Raw genomic sequence first — 22,959 nt, 5'->3', positions numbered from 1 at the left:
GTCACTCCGGCTCGAAGGCGGCGATGATCGGACAGGGTCCGGCCTCGCTCGCGCCGCAGGCCCGCGCGAGCCGGACGAGGGCGTCGCGGGCCGCGCTCAGCTCGGCGATCCGGGCCTCCAGGGCGTCGATGCGGGAGCGGGCGAGTTCCCGCGCCCGGGCCCGGTCCTCGCCTGCATCGAGCGCCAGGAGTTCGGCGATCTCCTCGAGGGTGAAGCCTGCGCCTTGCGCCGAGCGGATGAAGCGCAGGCGCCGGACCTCCTCCGGGCCGTAGCGCCGGATGGCGCCGGCCCGGGCCGGCACCGGCAGCAGCCCGCGCCGCTGATAGTAGCGGATCGTCTCGACCCCGACGCCGCCGGCGCGGGCGAGGCCGGCGATCGTCAGGTCGGCCGTCCTCGGGTTGGACGTCGTCCTCGGAATGGACATGGCTTGACTCCGTAGCATGGTACGGATGCTACGCCCTCGGGCCTCCCGTTGACACGAGACGAGGTCGCCCGATGAGCTCCTTGCCCACCCGCACAGCCACGCTCTACCGCATGGTGACGGACACCCATGTCTGTCCCTACGGGTTGAAGGCCCGCCACCTGCTCCGACAGGCTGGCTACACGGTCGAGGACCGGCCCCTGACCACCCGCGAGGCGACCGACCGCTTCAAGGCCGAGCATGGGGTGACGACCACGCCGCAGGTCTTCATCGCCGGCGAGCGCGTCGGCGGTTACGACGACCTGCGCCGCCGCCTCGGCCGGACGGTGCCCGACCCGAAGGCGGTGAGCTACCGCCCGGTCGCCGCAGTCTTCTGCATGACGGCCCTGATGGCCCTGGCGGCGAGCCAGGCGGCCTACGGCACGCCGCTCACGGTCAGGGCGGGCGAATGGTTCATCGCCTTCAGCATGTGCGTGCTGGCGATCCTCAAGCTGCAGAACGTCGAGACCTTCTCCAGCATGTTCCTCGGCTACGACCTTTTGGCCCGGACTTGGGTACCCTACGCCTCGATCTACCCTTACGCCGAGGCGCTCGCCGGCCTCCTGATGGCCGCCGGGGTGCTGACCTGGCTGTCGGTTCCGGTGGCCCTCGTCATCGGCGGGATCGGCGCGGTCTCGGTGTTCAAGGCGGTCTATCTCGACCGGCGCGAGCTGACATGCGCCTGCGTCGGCGGCGGCAGCAACGTGCCGCTCGGCTTCGTGTCGCTCACCGAGAACCTGATGATGGTGGCGATGGCCGTGTGGATGGCCGCGATGGCCCTCTGACCGGGGCAGGGAACCATCGGGCGGGCGCGACGATGGATCGGGCAGATCCGCCCGCATCGAGGCCTGCCATGCGCCACGTTCTCCTGACCCTCGCTCTCCTGACGCCCGCCGCCGCGAGCGCCCAGGCCGCGCCCGATCCGGCTCCCGCGGAGGGGCGCCGGGTCTGCGAGGCCAAGGCCGATCAGGATGGGATCACCGGCGACAACCGCGCGACCTACCTCCGCGAATGCGAGGCGGGCGAGCGCCTGGTGCGGGGCGACGCGCCGCGCTGAGGCGAACGGCGGCGGGCCGGGCGCGTTGTTTCCGTACAGGCACTCGCCGCGGGAGCATCCGATGACCGATTGGAGGCCCATCGATCGCGCGCCCCAGGATGGGCGCTGGATCATCGCCATCCACCGGGACGAGCCGGACCGGCGCGCCGTGATCCGCTGGGATCCCGGGCGGGCCGGGGATGGCCGGCCCTGGCACGTCGCCACCACCGAGTACGGCTACGCGCCGGACGCGTTCACCCATTGGACGCCGTTCCCGGACCCACCGGAGCCGGGGCAGGGGGCCTGAGCCATGCCGCGCGACGACGCGGCCTTCACTCTTGGGGAAGACCCTTGGGGAAGATCGTCGAGCGCCGCGCCGCCACCCTGAGCGGTCTGCTGCCCGGATTCGGGCGCGATTGGCGCGGCAAGGGCTGCGCGCATCCACGCCCTCGTCGCCCTGAATTCGGCCGTCGCCCCGACCTCGGCGCTCAGCCTCTACGTGGTGGTGTGCCGGGAAGGTGGGAATGCCGATCCGCTGTGGATGATCCGGTGCAGGTGACCACGGAACCGGCGCAGGCGATCGGCCGCACACCGATGGCCCAGGACGCTGACGCATCGGTCCATCTCGAATTTCCTATTTCAAGCCATGGGCTTGACGGAAATTCGAGAACGGAACCAGCGGTCGTTTTCAACGACCGCTGGTATCGCTCGTCCGGGACGGTCGTCGCTGGCGTCACCTGGAAGTGCCTGACGATTGCGGCGAGCCTCCGGTTCGCGGCCTCCGCCGTCATCGTCGCCGGGGGGGCGCAGCTCACCCTGCTCGCACTCGCGACGGGGTTCGGCCTGACGATCCTGACCGTCTTGAGGCTGCTCGACCGCTTCGGGCTGACGGGCCGCGGGGAGGTGTGACCGGCGGACGGCCGAAGCCTTGTCCTTGAAGCCTTGTCCTTTTGGCCGGATTGCCCCGCCCGACCCAATAGGGGACAAAAACAAGCACCGCCGCGATGGCGTCGCGGCGGTGCTCGCCCTCAACGAGGGCCTTCCTCCCCAGACTTCGGGCCGCTCTCGAGGGCGACCTATGTCGTGTCTGTGATCACAGTGGTACCCGGCGTTTCATGCCCGCACAAGCACAATTGTGCGTCATTCGCGGGCATCTGGCATTTTGATGCGCAGGCGGCTGGGAGGGGAGGGGACCCGTAGCCCCCACCCGACCCCACGATGACGGTGCCGGTCGGCCGTCAGATCGGATGCGCCGCGTGCCCGGTCGGCTCGCGCCGGTTCGTCTTCAGGCCACCCGCATCCGCCCGGATCCGCACCGGCACCGATTTCGCCGCCGGTGTCCCCGACTCGATGTCGTGGTGCGAGAGCGCCATCAGGGGATTCATCTCCGGGTAATAGGCCCCCAGGCATCCATCCGGCAGGGAGAACGGCGTCACGGTGAGACCCGTCACCTCGCGGGTGATCCCGTCGCCGGCATCGCTGACGAGCGTGACGACCTGACCGTCGCTCAAGCCCGCCCGGCGGATCTCGCCCGGATTCATCAGGAGCACGTCGCGGGTGCCCTCGATCCCGCGCAGGCGGTCGCTGTAGCCGTAGATCGTGGTGTTGAACTGGTCGTTCGACCGCATGGTGATCAGCCGGTAGCGGCCGGGCTCGTCGGAGAAGCCGGTCGCCGACATCACCTCCGGCGCGGTGAACTCGGCCTTGCCGCTCTCGGTCTTCCAGATCCGCTCGCGGGCCGAGTTGCCGCGGTAGAAGCCGCCGGGAATCCAGAGCCGGTCGTTGAAGTCGTGGAACTCTTCCCGGTAGGTCTTGGCGATCTCGTCGCGGATCAGGCCGTAATCGCCGACCCAGGCGTCCCACGGCACCTTCGGGTTCGGCGCCAGCGTCGCCTTGGCGAGCCCCGCCACGATCGCGACCTCGGACTTCAGGAAGTCGCTCGCCGGGGTGCGGCGGCCCAGCGATCCGTAGATGCAGCTGAACGTGTCCTCGATGCTCACCGCCTGCGGGCCGGTGGCCTGGCGGTCCTCCTCGGTGCGGCCGAGGCAGGGCAGCAGGTAGGCGATCTCGCCGTTGACGAGGTGCGAGCGGTTGAGCTTGGTCGCGACCTGCACGGTGAGGCGCATCCCGGTCCAGGCCTTCTCCATCCGGTCCTGGTCGGGGATCGCCCGCACGAAGTTGCCGCCGAGCCCGATGAAGCTCCGGACCTTGCCCGACAGGATGCCCTCGCAGGCCTCGACCGTGTTGACGCCCTTCGCCCGCGGCGGCTCGAAGCCGAATTGCTCGGCCAAGCGGTCGAGGGGCACCAGCTCCGGCTTCTCCGAGATGCCGACGGTGCGCTGGCCCTGCACGTTGGAGTGGCCCCGCACCGGCGACACGCCGGTGCCGTCGCGCCCGATATTGCCCTTGAGCAGCAGCAGGTTGACGACCATCGCGACGTTCTCGAAGCCGTGCACGTGCTGCGTCAGCCCCATGCCGTAGAAGGCGCAAGTCCGCTCGGCCTCGACATAGACCTGCCCCGCCGCCTCGATGTCGGCGCGACTGATTCCGGATTCGCGCTCGATCTCCTCCCAGGGGGTCGCCCGGACCTTCGCCTCGAAGGCCTCCAGCCCGGTCGTGTGCTGGGCGATGAAGTCGGTGTCGAGGACGCGGGTGCCCTTCGCCTTGGCGGCGTCGTCGGCGGCAAAGACGTGCTTGCACAGGCCGAGCATCACCGCGATGTCACCGCCGGGCCGGACCTGATGGTACTGCGCGCTGATCGGCGTCGCCTTGCGGGTCAGCATCTCGACCGGGCTCTGCGGATTGGTGAAGCTCTCCAGGCCGCGCTCGCGGACGGGATTGAAGGTGATGATCTTGACGCCGCGCTTCGAGGCCTCCTGCAGCGGGTGCAGGAACCGTGGCGAGTTGGTGCCGGTGTTCTGGCCGAAGAAGAACATCGCGTCGCATTTCGACAGGTCATCGAACACGACCGTGCCGACGCTGGCACCGATCACCTTCTTGAGCGCCACCGAGGTCGTCTCGTGGCACATGTTTGAGGAATCGGGCAGGTTGTTGTTGCCGTAGAGCCGGGCGAACAGGGCGTAGAGATACGATGTCTCGAGGCTGGCCCGCCCCGAGGAGTAGAACACCACCGATGTCGGATCGAGCAGGCGCAGCTCCGAGCCGATCGCCCGGAAGGCCTCGTCCCAGCCGCAGGAGACGTAGCGGTCGCTGGCGCGGTCGTAGCGCAGGGGATGGGTCAGGCGGCCCTGCTGCTCGAGCTCGTAGTCGCTCCAGCCGCGCAGTTCGGTCAGCGTGTGCTTGGCGAAGAAGTCCGGCGTGCAGCGCCGGGTCGTCAGCTCCCACAGGGTCGCCTTGGCGCCGTTCTCGCAGAACTCGAAGGGATGGTAGTTCGCCGGCTTCGCCCAGGAGCAGGACACGCACATGAAGCCTTTCGGCTTGTTCTGGCGAAACAGGGTCTCGGTGGCGAGCGGCGTCGCCCATTCCTTGCCGAACACCTCGGCGATGCCGCGGACCGAACCCCAGCCGCCGGCCGGGCTGTCGTAATGGACCGTGTTCTCCTCGACCGACATGCTGGCTCTCCCATACGGCAGGCGAAGGGTCGCCGCCGACAAGGAACCCGCAGGACATGGGGAAGTTCGAAGGGACCGGCCTCAGCCGCCCTGGGCGTTGCGCCGCAGCCGGACCAGGGCGCGGTCGAGGGCGCCGAGGAAGGCGGAGCGGTCCTTCGGGGAGAACGGCTTCGGGCCGCCGGTCACCGCGCCCGCCTCACGCAGGGACTGCATCAGGTCGCGGGTGGCGAGCGCCATGCCGACGGAGGAATCGGTGAAGGCCTTGCCGTTGGGCGCGAGCACGCTCGCCCCGGCCTTCACGCAGCGGCTCGCCAGGGGAATGTCGGCGGTGACGACCACCGCGAGCGGCCCGGCCCGCTCGGCGATCCAGTCGTCGGCGGCGTCGAGCTTGTCGGAGACGATCACCCGCTCGATCCACGGCTCGCGGGGTATGGTGATGAAGCTGTTGGCCACCACCACGACATGCGCGCCGTGCCGCCCGGCGACGCGGTAGACCTCGTCCTTGACCGGGCAGGCATCGGCGTCGACGTAGACGGTGATCGCGGACATGGCGTCAGCGGCCCGGGTTGAGGAACAGGCTGTCGAATTCCGGCGGCGCGTAGTCCCGGCCGGTGATGTCGGTGATGACGACGTGGTCGTGGCCCTCGGCCTCAAGTTCCTGCGCCTTCTCCAGGGCGTCCTCCGGCGAGGTGCGCTGGTGCGAGAGCGGGCCGTTGGCGGTGTGAGCGGTCACGACGAGATGCATTGTCATCCTTGTGCAGGGATCTCGCACGCTTATCGCACGATCCGGTGCGTCGCGGTGAGCTGCCGGGCAGGGGAGGGGAGGGCGGCGACCCGGCGCTGGAAGGGGGGCTGATGCCGGATCGCCGCTCTCGCCGCCCCGGCGTCAGCCGGCGCGGCAAGGCCAGGGTCGCGGATGAGGGTTAACGGTGTGTTGACGAGGGGAGAACGGCGGGGCGCACCCGCCCCCCTGCGGGGGAGGGGTGATCGGGTGCGTCCCGCACTTTGCCCGACACCACTTACGCCGCCGTGGCGGCCACCACCTGCCCGCTTCCCGCGAGTGCCGCCTCGTAGACCGACACGTAGCGCGCCGCGACGCTCGACCAGCGGTAGTCCGACAGGTCCTCCGCGCCGCGCAGGATCGCGCCGCGCTCCAGGCGGTCATAGGCGTCGCGGATCGCCGCGGCGGCCCCGTGGGGATCGGCGAAATCCGTCAGCGTGATCGAGGGATGGCGCTGTTTCAGCCAGGCGAAGGCGTCGTTGGGATGGGCCACCGGGACGAGGCCGGCGCTCAAGGCCTCGATCAGCGCGATCCCGAATCCCTCGTATTGCGAGGCCGAGACGAACACGCTCGATTGCCCGATCAGCCCGCGGACCGCCGGGGCGTCGAGACCGGTATGCAGGGTGACCGCGCCGGCGAGCCCCCGGCGGTCGATCTCGGCGGTCAGAGCGGCTTGCGTGACGTCGGACGGCACGCCGACGATCCGCAGCCGCCAGCCGGCGCCGTCGGCGTTCAGCGCTTGCAGGGTCGCGAGCAGCCGGTCGAGGCGCTTGTTGTGGGCGAAGCGGCCGATCGTCAGCAGCGCGCGGCGAGGCTCCGGCGCGGCGGCCCCGGCGAATTTCTCGAGGTCGACGCCGTTCTGGATCACCGGGACGCCGCCGGGCGTGATGCCCTGGAACAGCCGGGCGTCGCTCTCGCTGCAGGCGACGATCGCCTCGTAGCCGCGCACGCTCATCCGGGTCGGGCCCTCGAACCAGAGCTTCTTCAGCCGCGAATGCGCGCCGGTGTGGAAGAAGCCGCCATGGGTCGTCGCCACCATCGGGCGGCGGTGCAGGGGACGCGCCAGCGCGAAGGCGTCGAAGAAGAAGTCGATGGCGTGGACGTGGACGAGGTCGGCGTCGCCGAGATGCCGGAACACCGACGGCGCGACGGGATAGCGGGGCGAGCCGAAGAACGGGATCCGCTCGATGTCGATCCCCTCCAGGCGCTCCCGCGCCGGCAGCCGCGCCTCGGGCGCCGAGAACAGCCGGTCGAGGGTCAGCACCCGGACGCGGTGGCCGAGGCGGGCCTGCTCGCGGGCGAGGTTGGCGACGAAATCCTCCAGCCCGCCGCGATTGGGCAGGAACTGCCGGACCACGTGCAGGATCGAGAGGGGCGCGGCGGAACTCGGCAGGGGGCTCACAAGGGCGCTCACGATGACGCTCACGGCTCGCAGGAGGGTTTGGCCCGGGCGGCGGCCTGGATCGCGGCCACGACCGGGGCGGTGGCGCCGGCGGGATCGAGCCGCAGGGGATAATCCGGCGCCCACAGGTCGCCGGCGGCCCAGGCGGTCCAGCCGACCCATTGCTGCGGGTTCGCGTTGACGTGGCGCAACACCGCCGCCAGGCGCTCCGGGCAGCCGCGATTGCCGGGGGCGCCGATCTCGCCCAGGAAGGCGCGGCGCCCGTTCTGCGCCAGCCAGCCGGTCAGGCGCTCCACCGCCTGCAGGGCGTCGGCGCCCCGGCTGCACTCGGCATGGGTGCCGGAATAATCGGCGTCGAGATACTGGTGCACCTCGTAGGCGACGTTGTTGCCCGGATCGACCGTGCCGAGCATGACCGCCGCGTTGTTGCCGGTCGGCAGGTCGGCGGTCCAGCTATGCGCGCCGGTCCAGCCCGAGCCCGGCACCAGCACCAGCTGCCTGGCCCCCACCTCCCGGATCGCCGCGATGGCGGCGTTGGCGGCGATGAGCCAGCGATCGGCCGGGATGTCGTGGGGCTCGTTCATCAGCCCGAACACCACCGAGGCATCGCCCCGGAAATGCTGCGCCAGGCGCCGCCAGACATCGGCGAAGGCCTCCGCCGTCACCATCTCGGTGCCGATCCGCGCCTTGCCGTAATAGGCGTAGTTGTGCAGGTCGATCACCGTGCGCATTCCTGCCTGCGTCGCGGCCGAGACCGTGGCTTCGAGGCGGGCGAGCTCCTCCGGGTCGAGGGGCTGGCGCAGGGCCGGCTGCAGGCGCTCCCAGCGGATCGGCAGGCGCATCGTCGTCAGCCCTAAGCCCGCGAAGCGGCCGATCGTCGAGGCCGGGGGATAGAGGTAATCGAAGCCGTAGCGTCCCGGCACGGTGCCGAACTCGGCCCCGCTGATGTTGACGCCGCGCAGGCAGGTGGCGGCGGCCGCGGCCGGGGCGGGCGGCAGAGCCAGGATCAGGCAGCAGAGGGTGAGGAGGCGGCGCATCTCATTCCGCCGCGTGCGCGGGAGCTGAGGGGAGGGGTTGGCCCGGGAGCCAGGCCCGGCGGGTGAAGAAGGCGGTCGCGCGGCTGTCGACGTCCCAGTTCGCCCGCACCCAGCGGGCGAGCACCAGGTTGATGACGATCGTCCAGCCGACATTCGCCACTGCGACGCCGAGGATGCCGAACGGCACCGCCACGAGGCAGAGCAGGACCGCATAGGCCGAGAACAGGACCGCGTTGCTGATCAGGATGTAGCGCTCGCCGCCGCCGATCGTCAGGAGCGAGGGGCCCGGACCGAAGAAGGCGCCCACCACCGACGACAGGCTGAGCACCATCAGCACGTCGGTATGGGCGGAGAAATCCGGCTTGAAGAGGCCGAGCGCGAAGGGCGCGCCGACCGCCATCACCACGGCACCCGCCGACGAGATCGCGAAGCTCGCGAGCGACAGCCGGCCGATCAGGCGCTGCGCCCCCTCCCGGTCGCGGACCTGGAAGTGGCTCGCGATCATCGGCAGGCTGACGGTGTCGATCGCCGCGCTCGGCAGGTTGACCAGCATGGCGTAGCGCAGGGCCACGAAGTAGAATGCCGCCTCTTCCATGCCGAGAGCCGCCCCGACGATCACGGTCTCCAGGAAGGCCGCCGCGGCCACGATCACGTTGTTGGCGGTAAACAGCAGGCTCTCGCCGCGCCAGGCCGGCGCCTTGTCCGGATGGCGCAAGCCCCCGCGCCAGGAATCCCAGCCGTGAAGCCCGGCGAGGTGGCGGATCTGGTAGAGCGTCATCGCGAGCAGCAGCCCCAGCACGATCTCCATCGCGACGGTGGCGCCGCTGAGGAGGCCGGCAAGCGAGGCGCCGCAGAGCAGCACCGAGCAGGCGCCGCGCCAGACCACCTCCCGCGGCAGCAGGGCGAGCCAGATCCGGCCATGGACGCGGAAGTAGCTCTGCAGGTATTCGGAGAGGGCGAACACCGCCGCGAATGCGCAGGCGAGGTGGAGCCGGCGGTAGGGATCGGGCAGGGCGTCCTCGGCGACGAAGACCACCGCGCTCAAGGCCAGCATCAGCAGGATCGCGACCGTGAGCCAGCCGAGATTGTAGCGCACCAGCGCGTCGTTGTGCGGCGCGAGGCCGTCGCGTGCGCGGTAATGCTTCAGCACCAGGTTCTGCTGGCCGAGCGCCACGATCAGCCCGAGCCCGCTGCCGAACGTGAACAGGAAGACGTAGACGCCGTACTCGTAGGTGGTGAGCAGCCGGCTTGCGACGAGCAGCATCACGAAGCCGAGCACGGCGCTGGCGATCCGGGCGACGAAGGCCGAGGCGAATTGCTGCGAGCGGGCCGATCGGCGCAGCCGCGCGACGAGTGTCAGCATCGTGTCCGTCGCCTCTCGATGGGGTGCGGGGTCTGAGCGCCCACCGCTCCGGGTCCCGGCGTAGCAGCCATCCCCTATCGGGACTTTAACGCGATCTCCCGCAGACGCCACGGAAGCCGCAACATCATCGTCGTGTGAGGCCTCAGACGACAAGCTTAGCCATTCACCGCGCCCTCGATGACGGCTTGTCGGCATTTATCCAATCTGTCGTTAACCCTGCGCTGAATTAAGACTGCATCTCGTTTGGGGGAAGCTGCATTCACTTTGCGCGGGGCGGGACCGGCCGGTAATTCTTTACCGATCCCGACGATGGTCTTGCCTCGACTCGGATCACAGCAACCCCGATCGGAAGCGTCCCATGCCTGACCGCGCCCTCGACATGGCGCCCGGAGCCGCGAGCGTCGACCGCCTCGAGCTCGAAGGCGTCAGCGTCAGCGATCTCACCCGCGACGAGCTGTTTGACCGCCTGCGCGGCGCCCTCGACCGCCGCACGCAGCTGTGCCTCGGCTTCTGCAACGCCAACATGCTGCTCAAGGCGCTCTGTACGCCGGCCTATGCCGCGTCCCTGCGCGGCTTCCTGCTGGTCAGCGACGGGCTCGGCATCGATCTCTGCTCGGCCCTGTTCCGCGGCCGCTTCTTCCGCCAGAACCTCAACGGCACCGACCTGATCCCGGCCTTCCTGGCCGCCGAGACGGCGCCGCGCACCCTGTTCCTGCTCGGGGCCAGGCCCGGCATCGCCGAGGCGGCGGCACGCAACCTGGCGCTGCTCCATCCCCAGCACCGGGTCGTCGGCGCGCGCGACGGCTACTTCCCGGCCGAGGAGACCGGGGCGGTGCTCGCCGAGATCAACGCCGCCTCGCCGGACATCCTGCTCGTCGCCCTCGGCAATCCGGGCCAGGAGACCTTCATCGCCGAGCACGCGCACCGGATCGACGCGCGCGTGCTGATGGGGGTCGGGGCGCTCCTCGACTACACGGCCGGCGCGTCGGTCCGCGCGCCTGCAGCGTTCCGCTTCGTTCGGCTCGAGTGGCTGTTCCGTCTCCTGCGCGAGCCGCGCCGCCTCGGACGGCGCTACACCGTCGATGTCGTGGTCTTCCTGGCCATGATTCTCCGCCTGCGGCTGGCGAGCCTGGCGCGCAGCCGCCCGGTCCGCGTCGCCCGCTCGTGAGCCGGAGCTGAGCCGGAGCCCCGTCTCCAACGAGGCGGCACGAACAAACACCCGGGGCAGCGCGCGACATCGCGAGCGCGACAGCGTAGCCGCTGTCAGCGGGAGAGGCTCGTCGTAGACAATTCGGCAAACTTGAAGACCTAGAACAATCGACGAAAGCAACGGAACCGGGTGCTGCTCGGCGGATAGGAAGGGGGATGGTCAAGATGCTGACCGACGACGCGGGCAAAATGCCCATCGCGGCAGAACCGGTCCCGGTCGTGCTCGGCGATGCGTTCGGCTGGTACAGCCCGGGCGCGCGCCGGCGCGGCGTGCTCCTGTGCGGAACCTTCGGGTTCGAGCAATGGTGCGCCTATCGCTCCTGGCGCGCCCTCGCCGCGACGATCGCCGGCGCCGGCTGCCCGACCCTGCGCTTCGACTATCCGGGCCAGGGCGATTCGCGCGACCCGGCCGGTCCCGAGATCCCGGCGGCGCTCGATGCGATCCGGGCGGGCATCGCCTTCCTGCGCGAGCAGGCGGGGGCGGACGAGATCGTGGTGGTGGGTCTGCGCCTCGGCGCGACCCTCGCGGCGTTGGCCGGCGAGAGGATCGACCGGCTGGCGATGCTGGCGCCGTTCACCACCGGCAAGGCCTATCGCCGCGAGATGGCGATGCAGTCGCGGCTCATCGACGTGATGCCCGACCGCACGCCGATGCCGCAGGAACCCGACTCGCTGATGGTCGGCAGCTTCACCCTCGGCCCGCAGACCCTCGCCGACCTCGCGCGGATCGACCTGATGGCGTCGGAGAGCGCTCCGGCGACCCATATCCTGATGCTCGGGCCCAAGGTCGAGGCCCTGGCCGAGCGCTACCGGGCGTTCGGGAGCACCGTCGAGACCGGGCCGTTCCCCGGTTTGAACCAGCTGGTCTCCGAGCCGCTCTTCTCACGCACCCCCGACCAGACCTTCGCGGCCGTGCGCGACTTCGCCGTGGCGCAGGCGCCCGCGCCCGTCGCACCCTCGCCCTCGCCCCTCCCCGTGTCGCCCTGCCGGCTCGCCGACGCGACATGGCAGGAGGAGGTGTCGCGCTTCGGCCCTGGCCTCGTCGGCATCCTGTGCCGGCCGCGCGGGCCGTGGAGCGGCGGCACCGTGCTGATGGTCAATTCCGGGCGCAACCCGCGGGCCGGGCACGGCCGGCAGACGGCGCAGCTCAGCCGGCGGCTGGCCGCGTCCGGCATCGCCTCGTTCCGCTTCGACCTGCGCGGCATCGGCGACAGCGCCGAGCGCCCGGACGGATCCCTGCCGCTCTACGCCTTGGATGCGGTCGCCGACGTCCAGGCTGCGCTGAACCATCTCGAGGCCCGGCAGCACACGCCCTGCGTGGTCCTCGGCGCCTGCAGCGGGGCCTTCCTGGCCTTCCAGACGATCTGCCAGGACGAGCGCCTGTCCGCGGCGATCCTGGTCAACCTGCACTGCTTCGACGTGGAGCCCGGCACCGACATCGAGACGATGATCCGCGATTCCTTCCGCGGGGAGGTGGGCTACGCCGAGCGGGCGCGGCAGGGCGAGCTCTGGCGTCGGATCCTCAACGGCGAGCTGCGCTTCGGCAAGATCCTGCGGGCGGTCGGGCGCGACGCCCGGGCCCGCCTCACGGCCTGGACGGCGCGCATCCCGGGCCTCGCCCCGGGCGGGCAGACGGTCGCCCGGCGCGTGGCGCGGCTGCGTCGCCGGGGCGCACGGATCCATGCGGTCTACAGCGAGGGTGATCGGGGCGTCGCCGCGCTCGCCGCCAATCTCGGCACGTCGCACGAGGCGATCGCGCGCAAGCTCGGCGCTCCGGTCACCATCCTGGACGGGGTGGACCACAACCTGAGCAAGGCCGCCGACCAGGAGCGGCTCTTCGCGATCGTGAGGGAGGCCGTCGAGGACGCGCGGCGCACCCGGAGCCCGGAACACGAAGCCGGCCAGGCGAGCCGGGCGCGCGAGGTCCCGGATCCGTCCGACTCCCACCCGGCCTCCGTCGCGGCGGTGAGGGCATGAGCGGGATCGGCACCGCCGGCGGGCGGGAAGCCCCGCGCGCGACCCTCGTCGTGACGGCGAAGCCGGGGGCGCGTTGCGGCGTCTCCGATTACACGGAGAAGCTGCGGGCGATCATCGGCGAGCGCGGCCTCGACGTCAGGGTGGAACGCCTGCCGACCTGGTCCTTCCGGGGATTGCTGCGCGTCTGGCGGCAGGGCGTCGGCCGCCGGCGCTCGGTCGTGCACGTGCAGTACCCGTCGATGAACCTCGGCAAGTCGCCGGCCGTAGCCCTCGCCCCGGTCCTGATCGGCGGCGGCCGCCTCTACCTGACCCTGCACGAATTCACGATCTTCAACCGGATCAGGAAATGCTACTTCCTGACCTACGCGCTGTCGCGGGCCACGGTGATCTTCTCGAACGAGTTCGAGCGGCGCGCCTTCGAGGCGTTCTTCCCGGTCCGCCGCTGCCGCACGCTGGTGGTGCCGATCGGCTCGAACATTGCGGTCGGCCGGCCCGGGGTCCCGTCCGAGGCGCGCGAGCCGACGCTCGTCTATTTCGGCCAGATCGGCCCGGACAAGGGCCTCGAGGCGTTCCTGGCGGTATCGGAACGGCTTCGCGCCGAGGGCGAGAGGCTCGCCATCGCGGTCATCGGGTCGCCGTCCGGCCCCGATTGCCCGGTCTTCCGGGACGTGGCCGCGCGGGCCGACCGGCTCGGCCTCCGGCTGGTCCTCAATGCCGAGCCGGAGCAGGTCTCGGACGAACTGTCCCGGGCGCGCGTCGCCCTCCTGCCATTCCCCGACGGGGTGAGCGAGAAGCGCGGATCGGCCCTCGCGTGCCTGGAGCACGGCGTGGCGGTCGTCACCACGCACTCGGCCAAGACTCCGGACTGGCTCAGGGCCTCGACGGTGCCTCATGTCTCGATCGAGGCGAGCGTGGCGGCCATCCGCAGCCTCGTCTCGGCGGAGGGTCACCGGGCAGCCGTCGGCGGCCGTGATCCGGAGGCCTTGCGGGCGCGCGCCTGGCCGAGCATCGCCGAGCGGCACCTCGCGCTGTACGGCCTGGAGTGATACCGCCGCGCCTTCGAACGGACGCGCTCGAAGGCGCGGCTAAGCCCGAACGGGCATCGGCGCTGATGCGAAGGCGCAAGGGTATGAGGCCGGCGCAACCGGAGCACGGTCCCGGGCATCGTGAGTGGCGGCCGGTCTTCCGGCGGGATTGCCCCCGATCCCCCGAGTCGGAGCCCGGCCGCCGACGGCGCGGCCCAGGCCGTGCCACATCTCGATCCCGCACGGGACTTCGCTCCCCGGCAGCCGGGAGACGTCGCAGGCCGGCGCCGGGCGACGCATGCCGCTCACCGCGATCGGGCGATGGCAAGGCTCGCTCCCCTTATCGGTACCGCCTTATCCCGCGCGGGAGAGGGCAGCCTCGCCGGCGGCCTCCGCCCGATGCAGGAAATCCGGGATCGCCTCCCCGAACACCCGGTCCGCCGCCGCCCGGTCGTCCGCCGCGACCGCCGCCGCGAGGCGGTCGAGCCAGGCGGCGAGCTGGGCGCGGTCGGCGAAGACGGGTTTCGCCGCCATCACGCCATCGATGCCGGCGAGGTTCACCATCGGCTCGTCGCGGGCAAAAAGAATCTCGTTCAGGCGCTCGCCCGGGCGGGCGCCGGTGACGACCACGTCGATATCCTCGCCGGGCTCGAAGCCGGCCAGGCGGATCATCCGCTCGGCGAGGTCGCGGATGCGCACCGGCTGGCCCATCTTGAGCACGTAGACGGCGGCGCGCTGGTCGCCGGCCCCCGGATCGCGGGCCTCGCGGTCGGCATGGGAGGCGGCGGTGAGCACGAGGTCGGCGGCCTCGCGCACCGTCATGAAGTAGCGCACCATGTCGGGATGGGTGAGCGTGACCGGACCGCCGCGGGCGATCTGCGCCTTGAACACCGGCACCACCGAGCCGACCGAGCCCAGCACGTTGCCGAAGCGCACCGCGACGAGACGGGTCTCGTCGGCTTGGCGATCGGCAGCTTGGCGGTCGGCGGCTTGGCGGCCGGCAGCTTGGCGACCGGCGGCTTGGCGGCCGGCATCTTGGCGGCCGGCATCGAGGGCCTGGGCGTACATCTCGGCGAAGCGCTTGGTGACGCCGAGCTGCGACACCGGCTCGATCGCCTTGTCGGTCGAGATCATCACCAGCGCCTTGGCGCCGGCCGCCAGCGTCGCGTCCGCGACGTTGACCGAGCCGAAGACGTTGGTCTTGATGCCCTCGCTCCAGTCCCGCTCCAGGTAGGGCACCTGCTTCAGCGCCGCGGCGTGGAACACGTAGTCGGGCCGGAACTCCTTGAGCACGCGGAACAACCGGTCGCGGTCGCGGATGTCGGCGATGACGCCGCTCACGCCCGCATGGCCGGAGAGCCCGGGGCGGCTCAGCACCCCGTGCAGGGCGGGCTCGGAACTCTCCAGCACCAGCACGGCGCTCGCCCCGAAGGCCACCGCCCGGGCGCAGATCTCCGAGCCGATCGAGCCGCCGCCCCCCGTGACCACGACCCGCCGCCCGGTCAGGAAGTGCTCGAGCCGCGGCCGGTCGATGGCGACCGTCGGGCGCAGGAGCAGGTCCTCGATCTCGATCGGGGCGAGCTCCGCCCCCCGTCCCGCGTCGCCGAGGCTCGTCACCCGGGCGAGGGGCAGGCCGAGGCGGCGCGCCCGCGCGATCAGCGCCTCGGGCTCGGCCTCGGGGGCGAGCGCGCTCGGCGTGGCGACGAGGCGGCGGATCGGCACGCCGCGCTGGCTCAGGCCGGCCACCACCTCCTCCAGGTCGGAGACGGCCCCGAGCACCGGCACGCCGCGCATGGTCTGGCCCTGCTCCTCGGCCCGGGGCGACAGGATGCCCTTCGGGTCGAGCTTGCGCACCGCGCCCGATTCGATCGCCCGCAGCACCACCTCGATGTCGTGGCCCCGCCCGATCAGCAGCGTCGGCGTGCTGGCGGCGCGGGCGGCACTCTGGCGCGAGCGGCTGTATTTCAGGTAGCGGAACGCCAGCCGCGGCCCGCCAAGCAGGAAAATCTGCAGGACGAAGTAGAGACCGATGGCGATCTTGCCGAAGAAGTAGATGCCGAACAGCACCGGCGAGACCAGCACGTAGTCGACCACCAGGAGCAGCAGCGTGAGGACAGCCACCGCCCGGACGATGTTGGCGAGGTCCGGCAGCGAGGCGAAGCGCCACTTGGTCCGGTAGAGCCCGAAGGCACGATAGACCAGGCCGGCGCAGGCCACGAAGGGCGGCAGCAGCACCGGCAGATGGGCGAGCCGCTCGGCGAGCAGAGGCCCGTCGAACCGGATCACGAAGGTGAGGAGCACGGCGAGGGCCGTCGCCACGAGGTCGTGGACGATGATCGTCGCGGTCTTGAGAATCTGTCTGCGCATCGGGAGCCGGGCGCGGTATCGGCCGGGCTTTCCGCGGTGTCAACGCGGGCGGCCCTCCGGCCTCTTCAGGCGGCGGGATTTGCCAAACGCCGCCGCTCCGCCATCGGGGCATACAGTCAGGGGACATCGCGGGAGCGCGGTGCCGAGAGGGAGACCCCCGCGTCGCATGCCCAGCCTCGCCTTGCACGGCTCCAGCCTGCTCTCCGCCTGCTGGAACGGTGCCGCCACCTAATATCGCGGCCTGATCCGCGACCTCGCCGGCCGGGCCTGGCAGACGACCTTCTACGAGCCGGACGCCTTCGAGCGCCAGCGGCACCGCGGCATCGACCCGCCGGACTGGGCGCGGGCGGTCGTCTACCCCGCCACCGAGGAGGCGGCGCGGGGCGTGATCGCCGAGGCGGCGCAGGCCGACGTGGTGGTGAAGGCCCCCGGGGTCGGCGTCCTCGACGACCACCTGCTCGAAGGCCTGAGCCGGACCGCCCGGCCGGACGCGGTGCGGCTGTTCTGGGACGTCGACGCGCCGGCGACGCTGGCCGAGATCGGCGCGTCCCCCAATCCTCCGCTGCGGCGCGTCCTGCCGGGTCTCGACCTCGTGCTGACCTATGGCGGTGGGCTGCCGGTGGTGGAGGCCTATCGGGGGTTTTCGGGGCTCAGGCCTGCGTGCCGATCTACGACGCGCTGGATCCCGACACCCGCCACCCCGTGCCGGCGGAAACGCGGTTTTCCGCCGATCTCGCCTTCCTGGGCAACCAGCTGCCGGACCGGGAGGCGCGGGTCGAGGAATTCTTCCTCAATCCCGCCGCGAGCCTTCCCGAGCGGCGCTTCCTCACCGGGGGCAACGGCTGGGAGTGGCGGGCGCTCCCTGGGAACGTGCGCCGCATCGGCCACGTGCCGACGGCGGACCACAACGCCTTCGACACTTCGCCCCGGGCCGTGCTCAACATCGCCCGCGATTCGATGGCGGCCACCGGCTGGTCGCCGGCGACCCGGGTGTTCGAGGCCGCCGGCGCCGGTGCCTGCCTGATCACCGATGCCTGGACCGGCCTGGAGATGTTCCTCGCCGAGGGGACCGAGGTGCTGGTCGCCCGCGACGGCCGGGACGTCGCCGCCCATGTCGAGGCGCTGACGGCGGAACGAGCCCGGGCGATCGGGGAGGCCGCGCGCCGGCGCATCCTTGGCCAGCACATCTATGCGCGCCGGGGCGCCGAGGTCGACCGGCTGCTGCGCCGGGCGCTCGCCGCCCGCCGGGGAGCGCCCGCGTGAGCCGGCCCCTCGACCTCGTGGTCCTCGGCCTGAGCCTGTCCTCGTCCTGGGGCAACGGCCACGCCACCACCTACCGGGCGCGGCTGCGCGCCTTCGCCGCCCGCGGCCACCGGATCACCTTCCTGGAACGCGACGTGCCCTGGTACGCCGCCCACCGCGACCTCGCGGATCCCGGCTATGGCGACCTCGTGCTCTACCGGGATCTGGCCGCGCTCGCCGACCTGACACCGCGGCTGGAGGCGGCCGACGCCTTGATGGTCGGCCCCTACGTGCCGGACGGGGTCGCGGCCGGCGCGATGGCGACCCGGAGCATGGCGCGCCTCGGGGCGGCGGCTTGCGCTACGATCTCAGCTATCTCGGCACCTACAGCCCCGACCGGCAGCCAACCCTCGAGCGGCTCCTGATCGAGCCGACCCGCCGGGCGCCGCACCTGACCTTCGCGGTCGCCGGGCCGCAATATCCCGAGGGGATCGACTGGCCGGCGAACGTCGTGCGCCTCGACCATGTCGGCCCGGCCGACCACCCGGCCTTCTACGCCGCCAGCCGCGACACGCTGAACGTCACCCGCGCCGACATGATCGCCGCCGGCTACAGCCCGAGCATGCGCCTGTTCGAGGCCGCCTGCGGCACGCCGCTGATCTCGGATTCCTGGGACGGGCTCGACACCGTGCTGTAGGAAGCGGGGACTGGCTGCATCCGCGCCGCGCCCTAAAGTACTGACACCCTGTATCACAAAGGGGCGCGGGAGCGACGCATTCTGTGCGGGTGCGGCGCCGGGAACAAAGATCCCGGATTCGTGAGGTGCCGAAAGGGCGCCCTGGGTGGTTCCGCAGGGTTCCGCCCAGCCAGGCCGGAAGAGGAGCGACCGCATGAGACACCCCGAGAGCACGCTCGTCCTGGTCGCCGGCGGGGCAGGGTTCCTGGGGTCTCACCTGTGCGATCGATTGCTGGCCGAGGGGCACGAGGTCGTCGGCCTCGACCATTTCGGCACCGGCCGCCGGCGCAACCTGCGTCACCTCGAGCGCGAGCCGCGCTTCGACCTCGTCACCCACGACGTGGTCCAGCCCCTGCCGGCCCGTCTGCGGCGCCAGCGCTTCGCCCGGATCTACAACCTCGCCTGCCCGGCCTCGCCGCCGCATTACCAGGCCGACCCGGAGCACACGCTGCTCACCAGCGTGCTCGGCACCCGCCACCTGCTGCTGGCCGCCGAGGAATCCGGCGCGCGCCTGCTCCAGGCCTCGACCTCGGAGATCTACGGCGACCCGGAGATGCACCCGCAGCAGGAGGGCTACTGGGGCCGCGTGAACCCGACGGGTCCCCGCGCCTGCTACGACGAGGGCAAGCGGGCGGCCGAGACGCTCTGCGCCGATTACGCCAGGGCCGGCCGCGTCGCCGTGCGGGTGGCGCGGATCTTCAACACCTACGGGCCGCGGATGCGCGCCGATGACGGCCGGGTGGTCTCGAACGTGATCTGCCAGGCGCTGGCCGGCGACGACATCACGGTCTACGGCGACGGCAGCCAGACCCGCTCGTTCTGCTACGTCGACGATCTGATCGACGGCCTCTGGCGCCTGATGGAGCACGAGGCGGAGGCGTGCGACATCGGCGCGGTCAATCTCGGCAACCCGGTCGAGCTGACGGTGTCGGACCTGGTGCGCCGGGTGCTGGCCATGACGGATTCGCCCTCGGCGGTGGTGAACCATCCGCTCCCGGTCGACGATCCGCGCCGGCGCCGGCCCGACATCACCCGCGCCGCCGAGATCCTGGGCTGGGCCCCGCGCGTGCCGCTGGAGCAGGGCCTGCACGCCACCGTGATGTGGTTCGCCGACGAGGCCGAGGACGGCCCGCGCGCCGTCGCGCGACCGGGGCTCGACGTGCCGGCGGCGGCGGTGGCCTGACGCGCCCTCCCGCGTTGCGGGCCGGGCCGGCCCTGGATAAAGCCGGCTCCGACCTCGCGCGGGAGCCCTTGCCATGCAGACCTTCGACTCGGACGGCGTTCCGATCGCCTTCATCGACGTCGCCCCGAAGGAGGGCGCGGGCGAGCCGATCCTGCTGATCCACGGCTTCGCCTCGAACCACGCCGTCAACTGGGTCAACACCTCCTGGGTGCGCAGCCTGACCGGGGCCGGGCGGCGGGTGATCGCCCTCGACAATCGCGGCCACGGCCGCAGCGGCAAGCTCTACGAGCCGGAGGCCTACGGCTCCGACCTGATGGCCGAGGATGCCCGCCGGCTCCTCGACCACCTCGACATCCCCCGCGCCGACGTGATGGGCTACTCGATGGGCGCGCGGATCACCGCCTTCCTGGCGCTCGCCCATCCCGGCCGCGTCCGCTCGGCCCTCCTCGGGGGCTTGGGCATCCACCTCGTCGAGGGGAGGGGGCTGCCGGCCGGCATCTCGGAGGCGATGGAGGCCCCGTCCCGCGACGAGATCTCCGATCCGACGGCGCGGATGTTCCGCGTCTTCGCCGAGCAGACCGGCAGCGACCTCAGGGCGCTGGCCGCCTGCATGCGCGGCTCGCGCCAGACCCTGTCGCGGGCGGAGGTCGCGCAGATCGAGGTCCCGGTCCTCGTCGCGGTCGGCACCACCGACACCGTGGCGGGGTCGGGCGCGGCCCTCGCAGCCCTGATCCCGGAGGCGAAGGCCCTCGACATTCCCAACCGCGACCACAACCTCGCGGTCGGCGACAAGGTGCACAAGGCCGGAGTGCTGGAGTTCCTGGACGGCCGGCCCTGACGCGCCGGGCCGGAGCACGTCGCGGAAAACCGTGAGGCGGCACAAGAACTAACATTTGTTGCCGATCCCTGCGCCTCGACTTCCCGCCCGAGGCGGCCACCCGGATCGGACGCTCGCTGGCGGAACTCAACGCCGACCCGTTCCTGGACGTCGCCGCGGCGGAGCGGGCCGAGTTCCGCGCCCGCGCCATCCACCATCACGGCGAGGGCACCCTGTTCCAGGCGAGGCCGCTCTTCCAACCGGGCAATCTCGGTCCGCTGCGGTTCCGGGTCGTGTCGGCGCCGGTCCGCGACGAGGCCGGCCGGATCACGGGCTGGAATTGCCTGATGTCCCCGATCCAGGCGCCGTCGCCGCCGGCGGCCGGTCCCCTCCGCCGCGGGCTCGTGCAGGCCTTGCGCGGGCACCACCTGCGGGCCGCCCGCGGCCTGCTCGACTGGTCGCGGGAGGACCTGGCGCGGGCGAGCGGCCTGCCGCTGTCGACGGTGCGGCGCCTCGAGGCGGACGCGGAGGCGGGCAGGATCCGCTCGCACGTGACCCGCTCCCACCACGGCGCCGTCGCGGCGCTCCGCCGCGCCGGGATCCGCTTCGTCGCCCTCGACGACGGCACCATCGCCCTCGCCAAGGGGCGCGAGGTGGCGCAAGGGTAAGGACGCGCGCGGACCTGCCGCTCGGGACGGCCCCGACCATCGACCGGGCCGCCGGGGCGGGCCATAACTCCCCGACGACACGGGATACCGGGCGCGACGACGCCGAGGGCCCCGTGCGGGGGAGGGGACCATGGCGGCAGATCCGCGGCACAACAGCCGGCGCCTCTACGAGGGACCGGACCGGGCAGTGGCCCGCTCGATGATGAAGGCGATCGGCGAGACCGACGAGAGCCTGGCGCGGCCGCAGATCGGCATCGCGCATTGCTGGATCGGCACGATGCCGTGCAACTGGAACCACCGGGACCTCGCCGCCCTGGTGGCGCAAGGCGTGCGCGAGGCCGGCGGCACGCCGCTCGAGGTCAACACGGTGGCGATCAACGACGCCATCACCACCGGCACCGAGGGCATGAAGACCTCGCTCGTCAGCCGCGAGGTGATCGCCGATTCGGTCGAGCTCGTCGCCCGCGGGCACATGTTCGACGGCATCGTCACCATCTCGGGCTGCGACAAGACCATTCCCGCCATGGCGATGGTGCTCGGGCGGCTGAACATCCCCGGCACGATGCTCTATGGCGGCTCGATCGCGGCCGGCCGCTGCAAGCATGAGGGCGGCCTGTTCTCCGGCCGCAACCTGACGGTCCAGGATGTCTACGAGGCGGTCGGCGCCTACAATGCCGGGCGGATCACGGACGACGAGCTTCGCGACGTCGAGGACCATGCCTGCCCGGGGGCGGGCGCCTGCGGCGGCCAGTTCACCGCCAACACCATGGCGACCGCCTACCAGATGCTCGGCATCTCACCGATGGGCACGAACGACATCCCGGCCGTCCACGCCGACAAGGAAGCGGCCGCGCTCGCCTGCGGCCGCCTCGCCGTGGATCTCGTCCGCAACGGGACGACCCCGCGGGCGATCGTGACCCGCGAGAGCTTCGAGAACGCGATCACCGGCGTGATGGCGACCGGCGGCTCCAGCAACGCGGTGCTGCATCTCCTCGCCACCGCCTGGGATTTCGGCATCCCCCTCGACCTCGACGATTTCGACCGCATCTCGCGCCGCACCCCGGTCCTTGCCGACCTGCGCCCCTGGGGCCGCTATACGGCACCGGAGATGCATGCGGCAGGCGGGATGGCGGTGGTCGGCAAGCGCCTGATGGCCGCCGGGCTGTTGCACCCGGAGGCCCGGACCGTGACGGGCCGGAGCCTCGGCGACGAGATCGCCCGGGCGCCCGAGCCCGAAGGGCAGACGGTGATCCGCTCCGCCGACGATCCGCTCAAGAGCGAGGGGGGCCTCGTCATCCTGCGCGGCAACCTGGCGCCGGGCGGCGCGGTGATGAAGATCTCCGGCCAGACCAAGCGCCTGCACCGCGGCCCCGCCCGCGTGTTCGAGCGCGAGGAGGACGCCTTCGCGGCGATCAAGGACGGCACGATCGTCCCCAACGACGTGATGGTCCTGCGCAACGAGGGACCCCGCGGCGGGCCCGGGATGCGCGAGATGCAGCTCGTCACCGGCGCGCTCCAGGGATCCGGCCTCGGCGAGCACGTGGCGCTGATGACCGATGGCCGCTTCTCCGGCGCGACCCGCGGCTTCGTCATCGGCCACGTCGTGCCGGAAGCGTTCGAGGGCGGTCCGATCGCGGCCCTCCGGGACGGCGACGCGGTGACGATCGACGTCGATGGCCGGCGCCTCGACGTGGCGCTCTCCGACGAAGAGATCGCGCGGCGCCTCGCCGAGCGCCCGGCGCCGCGGCCCGCCTATACGCGCGGGGTGCTGGCGAAGTACGCGCGGCTCGTGGCGAATGCCTCGCGGGGCGCGGTCACCGATTGGGCGGGGCGGGAGGAGGGCTGAACGACCGCGACGTCATCGCCGCACGAACGCCTTGCGGAGTCACGCATCGCCGGATGAGGCGCAGGATCCTCCTCTCTCCGCGGGCGGCAGGGCTGTCCGCGGAGAGAGGAGGGGAGGCCCGCACCTTTGCTCGAATGCCTCTGCGTTCCGTCGGAACGGATCGCAAGTTAATCGGTTGTGCGCAAATAAATCATGACCATCGCGCACCCCGGAGAGGGATCGCGCATCCAGGGAGGAC

At 71.6% G+C, this 22,959-nt stretch carries 19 protein-coding genes and 2 pseudogenes; 13 read left to right on the top strand and 8 right to left on the bottom strand.

What is annotated here, in order from left to right:
• Window position 1: 1 nt before the first annotated feature.
• On the bottom strand, window positions 2–424 hold the full coding sequence (locus DA075_RS16725) for a MerR family transcriptional regulator (protein ID WP_099954196.1): 423 nt from the start codon (window positions 422–424) through the stop codon (window positions 2–4).
• A 71-nt stretch (window positions 425–495) separates the two neighbouring features.
• Here DA075_RS16725 and DA075_RS16720 point away from each other — a divergent pair, with 71 nt between their 5' ends.
• The 4 genes from DA075_RS16720 to DA075_RS35985 all read left to right on the top strand — a co-directional run bounded on the left by DA075_RS16720 (window position 496) and on the right by DA075_RS35985 (window position 2,405).
• Window positions 496–1,245, top strand: a complete 750-nt coding sequence (locus DA075_RS16720) for a MauE/DoxX family redox-associated membrane protein (protein ID WP_099954195.1) — start codon at window positions 496–498, stop codon at window positions 1,243–1,245.
• Between the two features lie 68 nt (window positions 1,246–1,313).
• On the top strand, window positions 1,314–1,517 hold the full coding sequence (locus tag DA075_RS16715) for a hypothetical protein (protein ID WP_099954194.1): 204 nt from the start codon (window positions 1,314–1,316) through the stop codon (window positions 1,515–1,517).
• Between the two features lie 61 nt (window positions 1,518–1,578).
• Window positions 1,579–1,803 carry a hypothetical protein gene (locus DA075_RS16710; protein ID WP_174800096.1) on the top strand — a complete coding sequence of 75 codons (225 nt, stop codon included), beginning with the start codon at window positions 1,579–1,581 and terminating at the stop codon, window positions 1,801–1,803.
• Between the two features lie 44 nt (window positions 1,804–1,847).
• A complete protein-coding gene (locus tag DA075_RS35985; protein ID WP_123834305.1) occupies window positions 1,848–2,405 on the top strand; it encodes a hypothetical protein in 558 nt (185 codons plus the stop codon).
• A 329-nt stretch (window positions 2,406–2,734) separates the two neighbouring features.
• Here the strand turns inward: DA075_RS35985 and DA075_RS16700 are convergent, their stop codons facing one another.
• From DA075_RS16700 to DA075_RS16675, 6 genes are all read right to left on the bottom strand, one after another.
• Window positions 2,735–5,068 carry an FdhF/YdeP family oxidoreductase gene (locus DA075_RS16700; protein WP_099954192.1) on the bottom strand — a complete coding sequence of 778 codons (2,334 nt, stop codon included), beginning with the start codon at window positions 5,066–5,068 and terminating at the stop codon, window positions 2,735–2,737.
• A gap of 81 nt (window positions 5,069–5,149) precedes the next feature.
• On the bottom strand, window positions 5,150–5,617 hold the full coding sequence (locus tag DA075_RS16695; RefSeq protein ID WP_099954191.1) for a YaiI/YqxD family protein: 468 nt from the start codon (window positions 5,615–5,617) through the stop codon (window positions 5,150–5,152).
• A 4-nt stretch (window positions 5,618–5,621) separates the two neighbouring features.
• Complete coding sequence (locus DA075_RS16690) at window positions 5,622–5,813, bottom strand: hypothetical protein (RefSeq protein ID WP_099954190.1); 192 nt, start codon at window positions 5,811–5,813, stop codon at window positions 5,622–5,624.
• Window positions 5,814–6,087: 274 nt separating this feature from the next.
• The gene (locus tag DA075_RS16685; protein ID WP_244936158.1) at window positions 6,088–7,263 is read right to left on the bottom strand and encodes a glycosyltransferase family 4 protein; all 1,176 of its coding nucleotides are present in this window, start codon (window positions 7,261–7,263) and stop codon (window positions 6,088–6,090) included.
• Between the two features lie 8 nt (window positions 7,264–7,271).
• Window positions 7,272–8,288, bottom strand: coding sequence for a glycoside hydrolase family 5 protein (locus DA075_RS37505; protein WP_164712358.1), 1,017 nt, complete (start codon window positions 8,286–8,288; stop codon window positions 7,272–7,274).
• Between the two features lies 1 nt (window position 8,289).
• A complete protein-coding gene (locus DA075_RS16675; protein ID WP_164712356.1) occupies window positions 8,290–9,651 on the bottom strand; it encodes a lipopolysaccharide biosynthesis protein in 1,362 nt (453 codons plus the stop codon).
• A 358-nt stretch (window positions 9,652–10,009) separates the two neighbouring features.
• Here DA075_RS16675 and DA075_RS16670 point away from each other — a divergent pair, with 358 nt between their 5' ends.
• From DA075_RS16670 to DA075_RS16660, 3 genes are all read left to right on the top strand, one after another.
• Window positions 10,010–10,819, top strand: coding sequence for a WecB/TagA/CpsF family glycosyltransferase (locus tag DA075_RS16670; protein ID WP_099954187.1), 810 nt, complete (start codon window positions 10,010–10,012; stop codon window positions 10,817–10,819).
• Between the two features lie 206 nt (window positions 10,820–11,025).
• Window positions 11,026–12,837: an alpha/beta fold hydrolase gene (locus DA075_RS16665; RefSeq protein ID WP_123834303.1), complete on the top strand. Its 1,812-nt coding sequence runs from the start codon at window positions 11,026–11,028 to the stop codon at window positions 12,835–12,837.
• Entirely contained in the window at window positions 12,834–13,883 is a 1,050-nt protein-coding gene (locus tag DA075_RS16660; RefSeq protein WP_099954185.1) for a glycosyltransferase, read from the top strand. The genes DA075_RS16665 and DA075_RS16660 overlap by 4 nt, the downstream gene beginning before the upstream one ends.
• Before the next feature lie 333 nt (window positions 13,884–14,216).
• On the opposite strand, the gene DA075_RS16655 is transcribed toward DA075_RS16660, so the two are convergent.
• Complete coding sequence (locus tag DA075_RS16655) at window positions 14,217–16,229, bottom strand: SDR family NAD(P)-dependent oxidoreductase (protein WP_099954184.1); 2,013 nt, start codon at window positions 16,227–16,229, stop codon at window positions 14,217–14,219.
• Window positions 16,230–16,395: 166 nt separating this feature from the next.
• Between DA075_RS16655 and DA075_RS16650 the strand changes: the two are divergent.
• The 6 genes and pseudogenes from DA075_RS16650 (at window position 16,396) to ilvD (ending at window position 22,721) form a co-directional block, all read left to right on the top strand.
• Window positions 16,396–17,492: pseudogene (locus tag DA075_RS16650) on the top strand (CgeB family protein).
• Window positions 17,489–18,165: pseudogene (locus tag DA075_RS16645) on the top strand (glycosyltransferase family protein); the annotation flags it as partial. The pseudogenes DA075_RS16650 and DA075_RS16645, both read left to right, overlap by 4 nt.
• Window positions 18,166–18,361: 196 nt before the next feature.
• Window positions 18,362–19,390: a UDP-glucuronic acid decarboxylase family protein gene (locus DA075_RS16640; RefSeq protein WP_099954183.1), complete on the top strand. Its 1,029-nt coding sequence runs from the start codon at window positions 18,362–18,364 to the stop codon at window positions 19,388–19,390.
• A 73-nt stretch (window positions 19,391–19,463) separates the two neighbouring features.
• Window positions 19,464–20,228, top strand: coding sequence for an alpha/beta fold hydrolase (locus DA075_RS16635; RefSeq protein WP_099954182.1), 765 nt, complete (start codon window positions 19,464–19,466; stop codon window positions 20,226–20,228).
• Window positions 20,229–20,500: 272 nt separating this feature from the next.
• On the top strand, window positions 20,501–20,875 hold the full coding sequence (locus DA075_RS16630; protein ID WP_099954181.1) for a helix-turn-helix domain-containing protein: 375 nt from the start codon (window positions 20,501–20,503) through the stop codon (window positions 20,873–20,875).
• Between the two features lie 130 nt (window positions 20,876–21,005).
• Window positions 21,006–22,721: a dihydroxy-acid dehydratase gene (gene ilvD, locus DA075_RS16625; protein WP_099954180.1), complete on the top strand. Its 1,716-nt coding sequence runs from the start codon at window positions 21,006–21,008 to the stop codon at window positions 22,719–22,721.
• The last annotated feature ends 238 nt before the right edge of the window (window positions 22,722–22,959 follow it).

This window comes from Methylobacterium currus, assembly GCF_003058325.1.
Taxonomy (GTDB): Bacteria; Pseudomonadota; Alphaproteobacteria; order Rhizobiales; family Beijerinckiaceae; genus Methylobacterium; species Methylobacterium currus.
Note: the sequence above shows the minus strand (reverse complement) of the source record. Positions and strands in the feature narration are given on the sequence as shown.

Bases quoted from the DNA above. Each gene is read 5' to 3' on its own strand.
- DA075_RS16725 (WP_099954196.1), bottom strand. From the start codon at position 424: ATGTCCATTCCGAGGACGACGTCCAACCCGAGGACGGCCGACCTGACG.
- DA075_RS16720 (WP_099954195.1), top strand. From the start codon at position 496: ATGAGCTCCTTGCCCACCCGCACAGCCACGCTCTACCGCATGGTGACG.
- DA075_RS16715 (WP_099954194.1), top strand. From the start codon at position 1,314: ATGCGCCACGTTCTCCTGACCCTCGCTCTCCTGACGCCCGCCGCCGCG.
- DA075_RS16710 (WP_174800096.1), top strand. From the start codon at position 1,579: ATGACCGATTGGAGGCCCATCGATCGCGCGCCCCAGGATGGGCGCTGG.
- DA075_RS16700 (WP_099954192.1), bottom strand. From the start codon at position 5,068: ATGTCGGTCGAGGAGAACACGGTCCATTACGACAGCCCGGCCGGCGGC.
- DA075_RS16695 (WP_099954191.1), bottom strand. From the start codon at position 5,617: ATGTCCGCGATCACCGTCTACGTCGACGCCGATGCCTGCCCGGTCAAG.
- DA075_RS16690 (WP_099954190.1), bottom strand. From the start codon at position 5,813: ATGCATCTCGTCGTGACCGCTCACACCGCCAACGGCCCGCTCTCGCAC.
- DA075_RS37505 (WP_164712358.1), bottom strand. From the start codon at position 8,288: ATGCGCCGCCTCCTCACCCTCTGCTGCCTGATCCTGGCTCTGCCGCCC.
- DA075_RS16675 (WP_164712356.1), bottom strand. From the start codon at position 9,651: ATGCTGACACTCGTCGCGCGGCTGCGCCGATCGGCCCGCTCGCAGCAA.
- DA075_RS16670 (WP_099954187.1), top strand. From the start codon at position 10,010: ATGCCTGACCGCGCCCTCGACATGGCGCCCGGAGCCGCGAGCGTCGAC.
- DA075_RS16665 (WP_123834303.1), top strand. From the start codon at position 11,026: ATGCTGACCGACGACGCGGGCAAAATGCCCATCGCGGCAGAACCGGTC.
- DA075_RS16660 (WP_099954185.1), top strand. From the start codon at position 12,834: ATGAGCGGGATCGGCACCGCCGGCGGGCGGGAAGCCCCGCGCGCGACC.
- DA075_RS16655 (WP_099954184.1), bottom strand. From the start codon at position 16,229: ATGCGCAGACAGATTCTCAAGACCGCGACGATCATCGTCCACGACCTC.
- DA075_RS16640 (WP_099954183.1), top strand. From the start codon at position 18,362: ATGAGACACCCCGAGAGCACGCTCGTCCTGGTCGCCGGCGGGGCAGGG.
- DA075_RS16635 (WP_099954182.1), top strand. From the start codon at position 19,464: ATGCAGACCTTCGACTCGGACGGCGTTCCGATCGCCTTCATCGACGTC.
- ilvD (WP_099954180.1), top strand. From the start codon at position 21,006: ATGGCGGCAGATCCGCGGCACAACAGCCGGCGCCTCTACGAGGGACCG.